Raw genomic sequence first — 15,879 nt, forward strand, 5'->3', positions numbered from 1 at the left:
CTCTTGAGCTTGTTGCGCGCGGTCGTGTGCAGCTCGCTGAGGTCGTTGGGGCAGTAGTTGGCCAGGGCATGKCGYTTGAGCCAGGCCCACAGATACTCCACCGGATTGAGGTCGGGCGCGTACGGCGGCAGGAACGCGATCTGGATATGGCCGCCCAGGCTGTCCAGATAGTCGCGCACCAGCCGACTGCGGTGCGCCTTCAAGCCATCCCAGATGACCAGCAGCGGCTGTTTCAGATGGGCCTTCAGCGCCTTSRGGAATTCGACGATCTCTTCCTTCTTGATGCTGCCCTCGTGCAGCCGGAACAGGCAGTTGGTRCGYGTGAGTCCGGCGATGMCCGAGAYGTGAGTCCAGTTGAAATGGAACTGGATGATGGGTGTCTGTCCCTTGGGCGCCCAGGTGCGCACWCGGGTGGGGCGCTCGCTGATGCCSGACTCGTCCACRAAGACGATCAGCCGTCCTTCTCGCTGGGCTTTTTTTTAAGCGCCGGCCAGGTACTGCGTTTCCAGTTGCGCACGGCATCCTCGTYGCGCTCGATSGCCCGCTTCTCGGGCTTCTGCGGGCTGAACCCCAGTGCGCCCAGGATGCGCCAGACATGCACTTCACTGAAGGACACCCYGTACAAACGCTCGATGAGCACCCGCACCCGCTTGAGCGTCCACAACTCGGTTCCAAAGCCGTGCGCGGTAGGCCGTTGYAACAGCGCGCGGCGCAAGYCCTCGAGTTGCTGYGCRTCCAGCTGGGCAGGACGYCCCGGCGACATGGCGCGCAACGCATCGATSCCGCCTTCGTCCAGCCGCGCTTTCCACGTGTATACGGTCTGGCGTGCCGCGCCAMCTGCGGCTGCGGTCTGCGCGGGGGTCTTGCCCGCCAGCAGCATTCGCCCAGCCCGCACCCGTTTGCGCGTCGCCTCGTCCATCTTYTTGCCCATGCAACCCACCTCCAATCAATCCGCTGATTGGATAACGCTCGAGGGCATTATTGGTTGTCATGAGTTTAGTAAATCTCAATAGTTCCGCTGCCGGCGTCGGCCGTCTCTCTTTGCCATCAGGCAAATAAATCTCATCCGCATCGAACGCCTCCTACTTCGAAGGGGGCTCGACGCTCACTGCCTGTCGCCCGTCGAACGCTAGTCTGCGATCAACAAGAAGCGGGGAATTGCAATGCCTATCTCAGTCTTTCTGGTTGAAGACAACCCGTTGATCCGCGACCAACTGATTCCCGCCCTGGAGGACCTCGGTTCCGCGTGCGTCATGTCCACGGCTGAATCCGAAGACGAAGCGATCGGCTGGCTGGCGAACCACAAGGGCCAGTGGGACCTTGCCGTCGTCGACTTCTTCTTGAAGCAGGGCACGGGTATCGGCGTCGTCCAGTGGTGCAACGGGCGCGAGCCTCATCAGCGCGTGGTCGTGCTCACCAATTACCCGACGCAGGCAACACGCCGAACCTGCGAGAAGGCCGGCGCCGACCGGGTCTTCGACAAGTCCACGGAGCTCGAGGAATTCTTCGAGTACTGTCTGCGCCGGCGCCACAAGCCAAGCTAGGCAGCACCACAAGCCGGAGAGACTGCGCGCTGCCATCCGGCTCGGGCGGCCGAACGCGAACATTGCGCATGCGCAGGCCGCGTCATGGCTTGTTTCATACGGGCGCGTCGTGTGCCAGCGTTGTCAACAGCGACCCCATGCCGTTGATGGGCGCGACGTAATGCGCCCTGTGGTCCGCAAGGGCGTGCCTCGTCATTCCGGAGACGTCCGCATCGCCCGGATCTTGAACGACCGCGATCCCGTCTGCCTTCTCGATCGCGCTCAGTCCCTCGATGCCGTCTCCGTCACAGCCAGACAGCAGGACTCCGATCACTCGTGACCCGAAGACTGCGGCAGACGATGCGAATAGGCGATCGACGACTCGGCGTTCAGAATCCCGAGGTCGTGGCTCGACGCCGATGGACGCGGGCGCTCGGATCACCAGATCGCTACCTGGCGGTGCCAGGTAGATCCGGCCAGGTCGCAGTTCCTGCGCCTGGCGCGCAAGGGCGACCGGAAGGGCCGCGTAGCTACTCATGATCTTCTCGAGTACCGCGAGGCTTCGAGGCTGCGTGCGTAGCACGACGAGCACGGCGGCGGGGAAACCGGCCGGAAGCGAGTTGGTGAGCTTCGACAACAGTGCCAGCCCCTCTTCGGCTGCGCCGATCACGATCACATCACGTCTCATGGGCGGGACGTGCGCCCTCGACGTCGGATTTTGCGATCCCGTTCGCATCGGGCTGTCCGGCGGGCGGGCATTCTCGCGCGGGCGACTCGACATCGAACGCTTCTTCGATCGCCAGCAGCGCGTCGCGCGCGAGAGCCACCGCCGCGGCCCTGTCCGCCGCAGTCGGGCTCGGCGCCCCCGCAGGCGGCGTCATCGTGTTCCTCAGACGCTCGCACGCGGCTTCCCACAGGACCTTCGCCCGCAATTGCCCAGAATTTTCTGCATGCCGAACCCCCGCTCGATCAGACGTCGCACGTCACCATTTGGTGGATAGTCTACTTATCAATGGGCGGTTTCAAGTCTGAAGCGCAACAGGGTTGATAGTTATTGAATTGAAGCTGGCGGTTGATGGGACGATGCGAGTGTTCGTGCGAACACCTCCAGGGGCGTGTGCCACGCGTGCGTGGCGCGAGGCCGGTTGTTCATGCTGTCGGCGATCCCGTCGAGCTCGTCCTGGCTGAACAAGCTCAGGTCTGTACCCTTGGGCATGTACTGACGAAGCAGGCCGTTGGTGTTCTCGCAGGTGCCGCGCTGCCACGGGCTGTGCGGGTCGCAGAAATAGACCTTGACGCCCGTCTGTGCGGCCAGCTCCGCGTGACGCGACATCTCCTTGCCCTGGTCGTAGGTCAAGCTCTGACGCATCGGCTCGGCAATCGAATTCAGCTTGGCAGAGAAGCCAGCAAGCGCCGAAGCGGCGGTCGCGTCGTCCATCCTGGCCAGCAGCACCAGGCGGCTCGTGCGCTCGACCAGTACGCCCACCGARGACTTGTTGCCCGCRCCCTTGATGAAGTCGCCCTCCCAGTGCCCCGGCATCACSCKGTCGTTCACCTCGGGCGGGCGCACATGGATGCTGACCATGTCCGGGATCTGGCCACGGCGATCATCGCCTCGGGTGCGCGGCATGCGGGTGCTGCGCCCGCGGCGCAGGCAGGCGACCAGCTGACGTCGCAGCTCGCCTCGCGGCTGCGCGTAGATGGCGTTGTAGATGGWTTCGTGGGACACGTGGCGCTCGGGCTCGTTGGGGAACACACGCTTCAGGGTACCCGCGATCTGCTGGGGCGACCAGCGCCAGTCCAGCAGGGTGAGCACCACGCTCCAGCCCACGCCCTGCATGTCGAGCTTGCGCGTCGGCCGTGCCGCTTGACGCCGCCCCTGGCTGCAGGCCTGCGCCGAGTGCGAAGCGTAGGGCAATTCGGCCAGCGTGTTGCGCTCGAACTCCCGGCTGATGGTGGACGCYGAGCGCCCGAGCATGCGGGCCATGGCCCGCATGCTCGAACCCTGCTGAAGCATGCTTGCCATCGTCATCCGGTCCTCGGGTTGAAGCTGCTGGTACCTTGTTCGTTCATTCATGTGCACACCTTAGTCGATGAGGTGTTGCACTTCAGAKTTGAGGCCGCCATGACTATCAAATCTATCAGAGGAAAGGATGTGCCTCCTTCTGAGTAGAAGCAGGCAATTCCATGACAGTATTTCTTTGAAATCCTCCCCGCCCTGAAGGACGAGGATTCCTGSTGAGGCAGGCTGCTTTAAGCACGGCTTGCCTCTTCGGTGGGTTCCTGCTTCGCCGGGGCTGCGCGCTTCGTCCTTTCGGACTCTGCTCGTCTGACCACCCCACAGGCAGCGGGCGTCGTTCGAAAAGCCCAGACCGCGTGCCCCGCGGCCAGAATGTTCCTTGCGGCGTTGACGTCCGCATGCTCTGTGTGGCCGCAGGCCACGCAGGCGAAGAGCGCCTTGCTCTTTCTGTTTTCAACCGCCTCGTGCCCGCAGATGCGGCACGTGCGGCTGGTGTAGGCCGGGTTCACCGCCAGTACCTGGCCACCACGGCGGCCAGCTTGTACTCGAGTTGGCGCCTGAACTCGGCCCAGGCGGCATCGAGGATGCCGCGGTTGAGGCCCGACTTCTGGCGGACGTTGCAGCCAGGGCTCTGCGCGCTGCCGCGCGCCGAGGCGCTCATCGCAGCAACGCGCAGGTCCTCGATCGCGATCACAGGATGCTCGGCCGCCAGGCCGCAGGTGAGCTGGTGCAGCGCGCGCAGCTTCACGACCGCCTTCTTGCGGTTGGACGAGCCCTCGACCTTGCGGCTGACGCTGCGCCGCAGGCGTCGCTGCTGCGCCGGCCATCGCCGCGAGCGGCTCGATGAGTCGCCCATCCGAAAGGCCCGCAAAGTTCGCGACACCCAGGTTGATGCCAAGCGTCGGAGTCCGGGAAGCGAATGCCGGGCTCCTCGCCCCGCTTCTTGAAGCGCGGGTAGCCGGGCTTCTTGGCCGCCTTCACGTTCGCGAAGAAGGTCTGGAACGCTGCGTCCAGGCGCACCTGCTGCTGTGGGTGCACTGGCCCCTCGTTCAACCACGACTTCCCTGACCCGCTGCGCCAGTCCGTGAGCCAACCGCACATGCACGCGTAGCCTGCGTACTTCTCGCCGCGCTCGCGGCGAGCCTGCTGTTCGGCCAGCGCGCGGTTCCAGATCCAGCGCATCATGCCCGCGTAGCGCCGCAGCTGCGCCGCCTGCGCAGGGCGCGGGCGAAGCTGGAAACGAAAGGCTCAAAGGGCGTCGGGCATGTGCGAAACAGTATGAGGAACTCGGGCCGCTACGCGCAAGGTCGCCGGGGAGAAATTCACGCTTTCCTTCCCCACCCGCCCTGAAGGGCGAGGCTTGACGCGAAGATTGGTCAAGAGACTCCATGCCCGACACCAGCGAACAGTTGAAGGCAAAGCTGCATTGGGGGCGTCGCCAAGTAGGCACCGCGCTTGTCGTGCCGACATCGCGTCAAGCGAAGAGGCAAGCCAGGTCGGCCCCCGTCGGCCCCTCCAGGGGCAAGCGGTCGCTAAACATGGCTCCCTCCCCTCCCCTTCACGAAGCCAGCAAACAATCAGGTGTCTGAAGCCCGGGCCGCGAGTCCGCGCCCAGAAGTCGGCTCCTCAGGGAATGGGCGACGCGGCGACATCGAGCAGCTGCCTGTCCGTCGGCTTGTTCCAATGGGGACCATAGGCACCGGCGGCATAGAAGCTGACCATCTCGTGGCGCACCATGGGATGGGTCCACCCCTTGCCCACCAGGCGCTGGATCACGGCCGGATGCGCATTGCGACTCACGAGGCTTTCCCGGAGCTGCTCAACCAGTTCGGCCTGGCGCTCCTGAGACAGCGCAGCCAGTTCGGCCGCCAGCGCCTCGATGCGCTGCGCCAGCCACTTCTTTTCCCATTGGGCCAGGCGCTGGCCGGGGTCCGTCTCCACCACGTCCGGCTCTTTGGCCACCTCGACCTTTTCCTGCGCTTCTTCATGCGCAGCCAGATGTCCGGGGAGGACGCTCTTCAAATAGCGCAGCGGATCGCGCAAAGGCTCCGGGAAGGCGCTGGCGGCGCGCTTCGCCACGGCCTCGACGGCGGTGGCTACGGCTGAATCGCCGAACTCCTCGATCAGCCGCTCGATGCGCGTGTGATCGATCCCCAGGCGCTCCGCGCTGGCCAGGACCCCCACGTCCACCGGCTCGGTCGCCGTGCGCTGTTGCAGCGCCAGCACGCGTTGGGGCTTCTTGCGCACCGTGAACTGCAGATCCGAGACGAACCGGCCGGCCTTGAACTCGAGCATCTCGATCTCGATGTCGGCCAGCGCGTTGATTTCCGCCAGTGCGGGCCGCAGCGTGTCACGCTTGAAGATGCGGTACTCCAGACGCTGCAGGCGCTCGTCGTCGGGACGGCCCAGCAAGACCGGACGCCACCAGGTCCAAGGCTTGCGTGCCGTCTGTCCGACACCCAGGTAGCGCGAACAAATCTCGTAGAGCGCCACCCCAGGATGCGAGCCAAGTTGCGATATGACGTCCAGCGAGAGCTTCGCGAAGATCTCCGGATCCAGGAGTTCGTTGCGCATGTTCACCGCGTACGACCATTCGACCCAGATCTGCCCGCGTTCCTTGACGAGCCGGGCGTGTGACAGCATGCCGCAGGCGTCCCAGGTCTGCCACTCGCCCGCGGTGGGCGACTGCCATTCGACGAGGGTCGTGATCATCGAACGCAGGTGCGTCTTGATGATCTTCATGTCGCCGCTGTTGTAGTCGAGCCCCTTAACGATGTCGGTCAGCGCGGCACGGAAGGTGTCCCGCTCGAGCCCCTGGTTCTGCGCCATGTGAAGCAGGACATTCCAGGTCCGCCGGCCCAAGGCCGTAATCTTGTTGTTCTGCGGGACAAGCGCCAGCGCAAACACAGGCTTGAGCAGCGGTACCGGGCCTCTCGCGGGGGTCGACACTTCTCGGGTTGCTTCTGTGGCCATGGCCGACTGTAGCGCAGGCCGGCCTCATGTGAAACGGCGATTCACCTGTCGCGCCTTCCGAATCCATTCCATGGTCACCGAAAAAGCTCCGCTTTCGAGGCTGCGGCGCCGCGCGAATAGGGGCTTGCCTCACCGTAAAAGCTCCAGAAGATGGCGTTTCCGGTCCCTGATAGCGCGTTTTTAGCGGTTTCTGGTGCACACGACGCCTTCACCGTATCCACTCCCCGTGGCCACCGCAACGGCTCCGCAACCCACCGTATCCACTCAGCAGGCCACCGGAAAAGCTCCAGGGTCTACCGAAGAAGCTCCAAAAATCATCCTAAGTCATTGATTTCATTAATGAAATTTCCATCAAAGACTTAAAGGATTTTAAGGAATTGGACCCTCAAAAATACCCGGCAGGGGCTGTTGGAGCTTTTTCAGGAGAACGAACACGTCGTTTGGACGAAACTTCGATCGTTTGCGCAAATCACGTCCAACACGCACAATCACGCCACCAATCACCAACTCGTTCAACAATGGAAATTCGACCCCAGATAACGTTGGCCGGTGTGCACCAGCAGGCAGAGGATGCCGGGGCGATGCTGGCGAGCATTCGCGCCGCCATGCTGGCCCCCATGGTCCGCAAGGCGGCACCTTCGTTCAGTGCCGACCAGGTCGCCACGCTGTGCGAGGCGACCTCCCGCGGCTCGTTCGCCCACCGGGTCTCCAGCCGCAAGGATATGCCGTCGGGGACCTTAGTGTCCAACGGCCGCAAGCGGATGTTCACCCTCGCCGAGACTCGGCAATGGGTGCGGGACTACCGCAAGGAGATGCTGCGCCCGGAAGGCGCGGAAGCGATCACGATCTCGATCGCCAACTTCAAGGGCGGAACGACAAAGACCACGACGGCGATGACCCTGGCCCAGGGGCTGACTCTGCTGGGTCACAAGGTGCTCGTCATCGACACGGATCCGCAGGCCTCGCTGACCACCCTCTTCGGTATCCTGCCCGATGTCGAAATCAGTGCCAGCGACACCATCATGTCGCTGGCGGACGGGTCGGCGACCACCGTGCGCCCCATGATCCGGACGACCTACTGGGACGGCCTGGACCTGGTGCCCGCCGCCAGTTCGCTCTTCGACGCGGAGTTCATGCTGCCGTCCCGCCAGGGGAAGGAAGGCGTGTCGGGCTTCGAGTTCTACAAGGTCCTCGATCTGGGCATCGATGATGTTCGCGCGGACTACGACGTCATCGTCATCGACAGCCCCCCTGCCCTGTCCTACCTCACGATCAACGCCCTGATGGCCGCCAACGGCATCATCATGCCGCTGCCGCCTGAAACGCTGGACTTCGCCTCGTCCACGCAGTTCTGGTCCCTGTTCTCTGACCTCACGGAAACCATGCTGGAAGGTCGCGGACAGACCAAGAGCTTCGATTTCATCAACATCCTTCTGTCTCGCGTGCCGCCGAAGGCTGGTCGCGGCGCGTCGACCACGGCCGACGCAGTACGGGAATGGATCGGCGCGACCTACAAGGAGAAGGTGCTGCCGCTCGAGATCCCGCGCACGTCAATTGCCTCCCAGAAGTCTTCCGGTTTCGGCACGGTCTATGACAGCGAGGCCGGCGACGCCAAGGACAAGACGTACAAGCGTGCCCGTGATGCGTACGACCTTTTCGTGCAACACATCGAGGTCTCGATCCGCAACGCCTGGGCGCGGCAGCTGCCGACACCGGCAGGGGGTTTGTACGGTACAAACCCCCTGCGCGTCGAGGCTTAGCCGATGCCATTCAGAACTCTCGGCGGCCCCGCATGGACGGGCAGCCGCGGCGGGGTGCCGTTGCGGCAGGGCCGCCGCACCCAATTGATCTCGCGCCTGAACGCCACACCCAGGCCTCTCGTCAGCACGAAAGCGCAATCAATCCCGGGAGGGGTTTGTACGCTACAAACCCCCTGCGCAATGCCGCCTGGCTTGCTGGCAATCAGCGCTGTCGGCAGGCCGCCCGCGTGGAATGGCGGGGAGGGTGGCGTGCCATTTCGTGAGGACTGCCGCAGTCGATGGATTTCACGCCCCCGCGCCATGGTCAGGGCCCTTGACGGAGCGGAAACGCGAACGAATTCGCAGGGGGTTTGTACGGTACAAACCCCCTGCACCTCGAAACCCGGCGCGATGTCGTTTCGTACTCTCGGGGGCCCCGCGAGGGCACCCAGCCAGGGCGTCGTGCCGTTACGGTCGGCTTGCCGTCGTGGATGGATTTCTCGTCCCCGTGCCAGGCTCAGGCCTTTTGACGGCACGGAAACGCCAACGGTCTCGCGAGGGGTTTGTACCGTACAAACCCCTCGTGTTTCGGGCACCGGGCAAGTCGCGCGCGCTGCTCATTGGGCGGCGGTGCGGGTGCCATGTCATACGGCACGGTCTGTTTCGACAATTCAGAAAAAGGCGCGCGGCGCCAGACAGAACCTTCAAGAAGGAATGCAGCAATGGCAAACAAAGACATGGTGAAACGCGCGTTCAGCGTCACCGCCAATCTGCCGACCCAGCCGAAACCGGTCGCCGTGGCGCCGGCAGAGGACGGGCTGCGCGACGATCCGCAAGGCCCTGAAGCGCCGGGCCAGACCGTGTCGCGCCCGTCGCCGGCGCTCGCCGCGGCGCCCGCTGTGCCGAAGACAGGCCCTGGTTCGATGCTTGCGTTCATGACCGAGCAGTCGGAGGTCCACCGGGAAGTGGTCCGCTTGCGGGAGCGACTCACYGAGTTTGACGGCGCTCAGGTCACGCGCCGGATCGACCCGGCGCAAATCAAGGCGTCCCGGTGGGCCAACCGTGACGAAACCAGTTTCCAGACCGAGGCGTTTGCTCACCTCAAGAATGAGATTTCCAGCGCGGGCGGCAACATCCAGCCGATCAAGGTGCGCCCGCTCGAGACGACGCTCGACGGCGTGAAGTTCGAGGTGGTCTATGGCCACCGCCGACACCGCGCCTGCCTGGATTTGGGGATTCCCGTCCTGGCACTGGTGCAGTCCGACATGAAGGACGCCGACCTCTTTGTCGAGATGGAGCGTGAGAACCGCGAGCGTGAAGACCTGTCTGCCTGGGAGCAGGGGGTCATGTACATGCGCGCGCTGGAGCAGGGCCTTTTCCCGTCCGCGAAGCAATTGGCTGCTGCCATCGACCGGGACATGGGCAACATCAGCAAGGCGATGGCCCTGGCCAAGCTGCCCAGCGAGGTGGTACGGGCCTTCGGCTCGCCTCTGAACCTCCAATTCCGATGGGCAACGCCGCTCAAGGATGCGCACCAGCGTGATCCCGAGGGCTTGCTTGCCGCTTCCCGCGAACTCGTGAACCGGGTTCCGACGCCTTCCCCAGGCGAGGTGTATGCGGCATTGACCGCCCAGGCCGGTAGCCGAAGGAAGGAACCAGAGACCGTCGAATGGAAGGATGCGAGTGGCCGCCGCATCGCGAACTTGGCTCTGGACCGCAAGAGGAGAGCGACCCTCTCCTTCGATCAACCAATGGACGACGCCCAATACCGCAAGCTGGTCAAATTGGTCGAGGGGTTCCTGGCGGCGAAGGCTTGAAATGGACGATAGTGGGCATCGATGATGTTCGCGCGGACTACGACGTCATCGTCATCGACAGCCCCCCTGCCCTGTCCTACCTCACGATCAACGCCCTGATGGTAAAAAAGGAGTGTGTGCTCACTTTAATACACATCATGATATCAATGCTTCCTGATACGGATCCCAACGACAAAAAAATCAATGCCATCAATGAGTTAGGTTGACAAGCGAAGAAATGGCGCTTCGAAACATGACAAAATCGCATTGATGATTACTGACGAAGCCAATAAACGTCCTCCGCGCGCGGCGCGAATCTCGCTATTGGCGCGAAGCTCTCACTCGCCGTCCGTCGGGCCGACTGTCCAGCTTCTAATCGCATTCCGTCAGACCGGGATGGAGACCCGGCCGGGGTCGACGTCGCTTCGGGAGTGGAGCGCCCACCCGCGTACGCCGATGGCGCCCCGACTCCCCGGCGCTGACAGCGGTGTCCCGCCTGCATTCGAAGGCGAGCGTCCGCCATTCATACAGGCGTCCTTCCCATGACCCAGCCGTCGCCGCGCAGGTTGCACAGCGGACACTTCGCCTTCATGCGCGCGCTTGCCCAGGGGCTGGACGAGCGCGCGAGTTGGGATCGATACCTTCGGCTCGAGGGCGAGCACAGCGATGTGCGCACGGTGCGTCGCACGATCGCCTGGATCCGCGATGCCTTCGCCGCGGCCGCCCGCCGCGAGCAGCGCCCCGGCACGRCGCGCCTGATCCTGCTCGATCCCGAGCGCTATCCGAACGCCCCCGCACTGCCGTCGCTGGCGGAGTTTGCGGAGGCGCAGGGGATGGAGGACTTCTCCGAAGCCGAGCAGCTCGAGGCCTACGAACAGGCCTATCCAGCGGGGGGCGGAGCAGGGCGGGGAAAGGGTTCGAAGTCATCGGCATCCGGCACGCCGTCCCGGCGCGCGCGCGTGATCGAGCGCCAACTCGAAGCATTGCGCTGGCTCGAGGGTCTGGTCGCGCGCGATCCGCGCCCGGGGGACGGCGTGGCTGCGTGGCTGAATCAGGCGGTGGCGGCGCGGCTCGAGGGCGCCGGCATCCCGACCTTGTTCTCGCTGGTAGAGCGAATCAACGGCATCGGCGCACGGTGGTGGGTACAGGTGCCGGGCGTGGGCGAGGTCAAGGCGGTGCGCATCCTGGACTGGCTCCGCGCCAACGAGGAGGTGCTAGGCGGTTTGCGCGTCGGGCGCCACGTGGCCCTGCCCCGATCGCAGCTCAGCGCCTCGACGCTCGCCGGGGTGGTTCCGCCCTCGACAGCCTTGGTCCCGCTCGAGAAGTTCATGCCACCCGCCGCGCTCGACGGGCGCGCAGGGCGCTTTCGTGCCGCCGGGGAGCGTTGCGCCATCGCCGCTCGCGACGACCGGCAGGCCATCGGCTTCTGGCTGGCCACCAAGCAAGGAAGCCGCCAGGGAGCGGCGGCCGCGGCGCCAGAGCTTGCCACGACCCTGACCTCGACGCAGCGAGCCTATCGCAAGGAGGCCGAGAGGTTGCTGCTTTGGGCCGTCCTGGAACGGCGCAAGGCGCTGTCATCGCTCGACGCCGAGGACGCCGTCGCCTACGCGAGATTCCTGCAGGCGCCCCCTTCAGCCTGGTGTGGACCCCGTCACAATCAGCGGTGGTCGCCACTTTGGCGGCCCCTCGAGGGGCCGCTGCGTGCCCCGGCGCTGCGCCAGGCGCTCGCGATCACCCGCAGTCTCTTCGGCTTCCTGCAAGCCAAKGGCTACGTGGTGGCGAATCCGTTCGCAGAGGTCGCGATGCCGATGACCACTGCGCGGTTGACTGAAGCGAAGCGGGCACTGACTTCTGAGCAATGGGCGCATGTCGATACCCTGCTCGAATCGCATCCCGATACGCCTGTCGGGCGGCGGCTTCGACGCGGCATGCGTTGGCTCCACGCGACCGGGCTTCAACTGGCGGAACTCACGGATGTGACATGCGGCGATCTGGCGCGGGCCGTTTCCGGCGCTGCCGGCGACGCCGTGGTCGAAGCCTGGATCGTGTCGGTGAAAGGCAGGGGAGGTCGCGTACGGCAGGTGGGCGTCCCCACCGCCCTCGTCGACGAACTCGGCGACGAACTCGCGCGCCATGGCTTTGAACGGCAGGTGGACGCCGACGGCAACTGGGGCATTCACGTCATGGCGCGCTTCGACCCCACGTCGGGACGCGCGATGTCCTGGTCGCCCTCCGGCCTCCACCAGGCGATCAAGGTTTTTTTTGCGCAGGCGGCGGACAGCCTCGATGGACCCGAAGCGGCCCATTTGAGGAAGGCCAGCGCCCGTTGGCTTCGGCACCCGAAGCGATCGCGCGTAGCGCCGAGCGCAGGCGCGCTGAGGCCGGTGCCTATACTGGCCGGACAATCCAACGCGTGTCTCGGCACCGATGACCGGGATCGACGCGTCGCGTGAACCGGAGTTGAGGAGAGGCTTGGTCACGGTCGCGGCACACGGCCGTTTCGACAACGGGACGCCCTGCGGAACACACTCCAAGTCTTTGATGCGCACGCCTCGGGGTTGGGCCTCGGCGCCGATCGAAGCGACATGGACTCTGGCTCTCCAAATCCGCGCGCGGAGCCACCACCCTGGCGGCCGTCGGGAACGGCCGGTTGAATCCGCAGCCGATTGTTGCCGGTCGCGCCGTCAGTGTGCACACGCTTCGAGGCCCATCACGAATCGGCGCACTGGACCGCGATTGACGTTATTCCGTGCTATCGCCACGCGCTACGACAGACCGTCGCGGCCTTCCTGGGCGCAGTGCCCCTGGCTGCAACTATCGTGCGCGTCATCCACGACGGCGCTGGCTTCATCCGCGACGGTTGGGGCCGCGGCGTCGCGCTCGCTCGAATTCATAAATTCCGCTACTGCTTGGACGCTGCGGAAACAGGTCATGTGTTCGGTAAATTGGCCGGCACTTGAGGGAGTCCACGCCGCCAGGGGCACCATCTCGTGTCCGTACAGAGGGACCCGTGATGCAGGAGCAACACAGCGAATCCCCACGCAGCGTCACGTCCCGGTCGGCCCCCACTTGCCGGTCGCGTTCGAGCAATCGCGTGGCACGTAGGGCGATTCGCTGCTTGACATGCAGGCATTTGCCTGCATATCATTCCCTCACGCACAAACACAACGGATGGACGCTGACAAGGTTTTCAAGGCGCTGGGTGACCCGACACGCAGAAAGCTGCTCGACCTGCTGTACGAGAGGAACGGGCAGACGCTGGGCGAGCTCTGCGAGCATCTGGACATGGCGCGGCAATCGGCCACCCAGCACATCGGGATCCTCGAGGCGGCCAATCTGGTGAGCACGGTTCGGCGTGGCCGGGAGAAGCTGCATTTCATCAACCCGGTGCCGCTGCACGAGGTCTACGAGCGGTGGGTGCGGAAATTCGAACACCAGCGGCTCAGCCTGCTGCACGACCTGAAAAAGGAACTCGAAGGAGATTAACAATGAGCAAAGAGAAGACTAGCTTCGTTTATGTGACCTACATCCGCTCGACGCCGGAGAAGGTGTTCGAGGCCATCACGAAACCGGAGATCGCACGGCGCTACTGGGGCCACGAGAACGTCTCCGACTGGAAGCCCGGATCGACCTGGGAGCACGTGCGCGCCAACGAGCAGCGCACGGTCCAGCTGGTCGGCAAGGTGGTCGAGGTCGCGCCGCCGACGCGCCTAGTCATCACGTGGGCGGACGCCTCGCAGGCCGCCGATCCGGCCAGCTACAGCCGCGTGAGCTTCGACGTCGCGGCCTACGAGGAGATGGTGCGACTGACCGTCACCCACGACGAACTCGAGGCCGGCAGCGGGATGGCCAAGGGCATCCAGCAGGGCTGGCCGATCGTTCTTTCCAGCCTGAAGTCCCTGCTGGAAACGGGACAGGGCATCGATGTCTTCGCCAAGCCAAAGGCGGCCTGAATCGGGAGTCGTTCATGACCCAGCCCTACACCGGCGGATGCGCGTGCGGCGCGATTCGCTACGCAACCAAGCATGCGTCCGTCTTCCAGAACCATTGCCAGTGCCGCGACTGCCAGCGACGCAGCGGCACCGGGCACGGCTCCTACCTGACCTTTCCCGCGCGCGCCGACATGACGATCACCGGCGAGGCGACGCACTGGCAGGTCGCATGCGACAGCGGCAACGTGAAGGTCCACGCCTTCTGCCCGGTCTGCGGAACGCCGGTCTACCTGACTTTCGTCGCGATGCCGGACCTGATCGCGGTCCACGCGGGCAGCCTGGACGACCCGGACTGCTTCGTGCCGCAGGTCCTCACCTACAGCGTCCGCGGGTTGGAGTGGGACTCCATCGATCCTTCGTTGCAGGCATTCGAGCGGATGCCGTCCGGCTAGGGCCTATCATCAATTGAGCCAAACGATAGATGCGCCAACTGCACAGCGCCCTGGCAGGCCGCGACGGTCTTGTCGTAGCGCGTGGCGCGGTATAGCTTCAAGCGAGCAAAGAAGTTCTCGATCAAGGGCCGGGCCTTGTACAGGTGGCGGTCCTAGCTGCGTTGCACCTTGCGCGTGCCGATGCAGGGGATCAGCACAGCCTTGCCGGCTTGCAGCAGCGGCTGAACCACTCGGGGGCGTCGTAGGCCTTGTCGGCAATGACTGTATGAGCCGCCACGGCCTTGAGCAGGGCGTCAGCACCCTCCAGATCGCTGGCCTGGACCGCGGTGAGGTGCGATTCTTGGGATTGCCCAAGGCATCCACCGTGGCGTGAATCTTGGTGCGCAGGCCCCCTCGGCTGCGCCCGATGGCTTGCGCCGCGACCCCCTTTGGCCCCGGCGCTGTGTTGGTGGGCCGAACGGGGCTCCAGCACAATGCGCTGATGTGCAGCCACTACCAGGCGGAGAAGCGCCGCAAGCAAATTGAGAAACACTTCGGCATCCACTTGCCGCCGAGCTGGGAGCCGCCGCCGGGTGGCCTGCACATCTACCCGACGCAGATGGCGCCCATCATCCGCCGGCCACCCGAGCGTGAGTCGGGCGACGAGGCGGTGCCGGACTTCGAGGTGGTCGAGGGCCACTTCGGGCTGCTGCCCGGCTTCGCCAAGGAAGTGAAGTACGGCCTGCAGACGTACAACGCGCGCACCGAGACCGTGCGCGAGCTGGCGACTTTCAAGAACGCCTGGGCCAAGCCGCGGCACTGCATCGTGCCGTGCGAGGCGATCTACGAGCCGGACTGGCGCAGCGGCAAGTTCATCCCCACGCGCATCACCGCCGCCAACGACGAGACGCTGGGCGTGGCCGGCCTGTGGTCGCCCTGGAAGAACTCGCAGACCAGCGAGTGGGCGTTGAGCTTCACGATGCTCACGATCAATGCCGACGATCACCCGCTCTTCAGGCTCCTGCATCGGCCGGACCCGAAGCGCCCACCCGAGCAGCAGGACAAGCGCATGGTCGTGATCCTGTCCGAGTCCCAGTACGGCGAGTGGCTCGACGCGCCGCCCGAGCGGTCGATGGATTTCATGAGGCAGTTCCCGGTAGAGAGCCTCGCCATGACAGCGGAGCCTCTGCCGCCGAAGGAGCCCAAGGCGAAACCGACCCGAGCGACGAAGGTGCCGCCGGAAGAGCCTTCGCTTTTCTGATCGCCGCAAGCGCGCGATAACGCGCGCTTGTAGGCCCCAATACGTGCAGGACACGGTCGAGCGAAACGTCTCAGAAAGAGTGACCCTTCGCAGACGCTGCTCAACGCGAAAGATGCTTCGCTGGTGAAGCCGACTTTGCCGGCAGCAAATCCCAGGACGGCATCGGGCCGAGGCTGTATAGGAAGGCCTGGAGTTGCTACCTGC

The 15,879-nt window shown here is 64.7% G+C and carries 18 protein-coding genes; 10 read left to right on the forward strand and 8 right to left on the reverse strand.

Going from position 1 to position 15,879, the window contains the following annotated elements; translation table 11 throughout:
- A protein-coding gene (locus AC1DY5_RS15900) for an IS630 family transposase (protein ID WP_478112809.1) occupies positions 1–931 on the reverse strand; the annotation gives its coding sequence in 2 pieces (ribosomal slippage) (positions 1–472 and positions 472–931; 932 coding nt annotated over the 2 pieces). This gene is flagged as partial in the annotation.
- Positions 932–1,163: 232 nt separating this feature from the next.
- Here AC1DY5_RS15900 and AC1DY5_RS15905 point away from each other — a divergent pair.
- A complete protein-coding gene (locus tag AC1DY5_RS15905; protein WP_478112811.1) occupies positions 1,164–1,544 on the forward strand; it encodes a response regulator in 381 nt (126 codons plus the stop codon).
- A gap of 94 nt (positions 1,545–1,638) precedes the next feature.
- On the opposite strand, the gene AC1DY5_RS15910 is transcribed toward AC1DY5_RS15905, so the two are convergent.
- The 7 genes from AC1DY5_RS15910 to AC1DY5_RS15940 form a co-directional block, all read right to left on the reverse strand.
- Positions 1,639–2,199, reverse strand: a complete 561-nt coding sequence (locus AC1DY5_RS15910; RefSeq protein WP_478112813.1) for a chemotaxis protein CheB — start codon at positions 2,197–2,199, stop codon at positions 1,639–1,641.
- A 1-nt stretch (position 2,200) separates the two neighbouring features.
- On the reverse strand, positions 2,201–2,404 hold the full coding sequence (locus tag AC1DY5_RS15915) for a hypothetical protein (protein ID WP_478112815.1): 204 nt from the start codon (positions 2,402–2,404) through the stop codon (positions 2,201–2,203).
- Positions 2,405–2,574: 170 nt separating this feature from the next.
- Positions 2,575–3,600 (reverse strand): IS30 family transposase, encoded by a 1,026-nt coding sequence (locus AC1DY5_RS15920; RefSeq protein ID WP_478112817.1) that lies wholly within the window; start codon positions 3,598–3,600, stop codon positions 2,575–2,577.
- 176 nt (positions 3,601–3,776) lie between these two features.
- Positions 3,777–4,052 carry a zinc ribbon domain-containing protein gene (locus AC1DY5_RS15925; protein WP_478112818.1) on the reverse strand — a complete coding sequence of 92 codons (276 nt, stop codon included), beginning with the start codon at positions 4,050–4,052 and terminating at the stop codon, positions 3,777–3,779.
- Positions 4,049–4,399 carry a hypothetical protein gene (locus tag AC1DY5_RS15930; protein ID WP_478112819.1) on the reverse strand — a complete coding sequence of 117 codons (351 nt, stop codon included), beginning with the start codon at positions 4,397–4,399 and terminating at the stop codon, positions 4,049–4,051. Before AC1DY5_RS15930 ends, AC1DY5_RS15925 begins: the two co-directional genes overlap by 4 nt.
- A complete protein-coding gene (locus AC1DY5_RS15935) occupies positions 4,288–4,746 on the reverse strand; it encodes a helix-turn-helix domain-containing protein (protein ID WP_478112836.1) in 459 nt (152 codons plus the stop codon). The genes AC1DY5_RS15930 and AC1DY5_RS15935 overlap by 112 nt, the downstream gene beginning before the upstream one ends.
- A gap of 423 nt (positions 4,747–5,169) precedes the next feature.
- Positions 5,170–6,516, reverse strand: coding sequence for a RepB family plasmid replication initiator protein (locus tag AC1DY5_RS15940; RefSeq protein WP_478112821.1), 1,347 nt, complete (start codon positions 6,514–6,516; stop codon positions 5,170–5,172).
- Between the two features lie 518 nt (positions 6,517–7,034).
- On the opposite strand from AC1DY5_RS15940, the gene AC1DY5_RS15945 reads away from it, so the two are divergent.
- The 9 genes from AC1DY5_RS15945 (at position 7,035) to AC1DY5_RS15985 (ending at position 15,675) form a co-directional block, all read left to right on the forward strand.
- On the forward strand, positions 7,035–8,276 hold the full coding sequence (locus AC1DY5_RS15945; RefSeq protein ID WP_478112822.1) for an AAA family ATPase: 1,242 nt from the start codon (positions 7,035–7,037) through the stop codon (positions 8,274–8,276).
- Positions 8,277–8,977: 701 nt separating this feature from the next.
- Positions 8,978–10,072: a ParB/RepB/Spo0J family partition protein gene (locus AC1DY5_RS15950; RefSeq protein ID WP_478112823.1), complete on the forward strand. Its 1,095-nt coding sequence runs from the start codon at positions 8,978–8,980 to the stop codon at positions 10,070–10,072.
- A gap of 11 nt (positions 10,073–10,083) precedes the next feature.
- A complete protein-coding gene (locus AC1DY5_RS15955; RefSeq protein WP_478112824.1) occupies positions 10,084–10,278 on the forward strand; it encodes a ParA family protein in 195 nt (64 codons plus the stop codon).
- Positions 10,279–10,593: 315 nt separating this feature from the next.
- Complete coding sequence (locus AC1DY5_RS15960) at positions 10,594–12,504, forward strand: phage integrase family protein (protein ID WP_478112825.1); 1,911 nt, start codon at positions 10,594–10,596, stop codon at positions 12,502–12,504.
- A 234-nt stretch (positions 12,505–12,738) separates the two neighbouring features.
- Entirely contained in the window at positions 12,739–13,011 is a 273-nt protein-coding gene (locus tag AC1DY5_RS15965) for a hypothetical protein (protein WP_478112826.1), read from the forward strand.
- Between the two features lie 211 nt (positions 13,012–13,222).
- Positions 13,223–13,537, forward strand: coding sequence for an ArsR/SmtB family transcription factor (locus AC1DY5_RS15970; RefSeq protein WP_478112828.1), 315 nt, complete (start codon positions 13,223–13,225; stop codon positions 13,535–13,537).
- Between the two features lie 2 nt (positions 13,538–13,539).
- Positions 13,540–14,004: an SRPBCC family protein gene (locus AC1DY5_RS15975; RefSeq protein WP_478112830.1), complete on the forward strand. Its 465-nt coding sequence runs from the start codon at positions 13,540–13,542 to the stop codon at positions 14,002–14,004.
- A 14-nt stretch (positions 14,005–14,018) separates the two neighbouring features.
- The gene (locus tag AC1DY5_RS15980; RefSeq protein ID WP_478112832.1) at positions 14,019–14,435 is read left to right on the forward strand and encodes a GFA family protein; all 417 of its coding nucleotides are present in this window, start codon (positions 14,019–14,021) and stop codon (positions 14,433–14,435) included.
- Positions 14,436–14,916: 481 nt separating this feature from the next.
- Positions 14,917–15,675, forward strand: a complete 759-nt coding sequence (locus AC1DY5_RS15985; protein ID WP_478112834.1) for an SOS response-associated peptidase — start codon at positions 14,917–14,919, stop codon at positions 15,673–15,675.
- The last annotated feature ends 204 nt before the right edge of the window (positions 15,676–15,879 follow it).

The sequence above is a fragment of the Variovorax sp. P4_D9 genome (assembly GCF_056401695.1).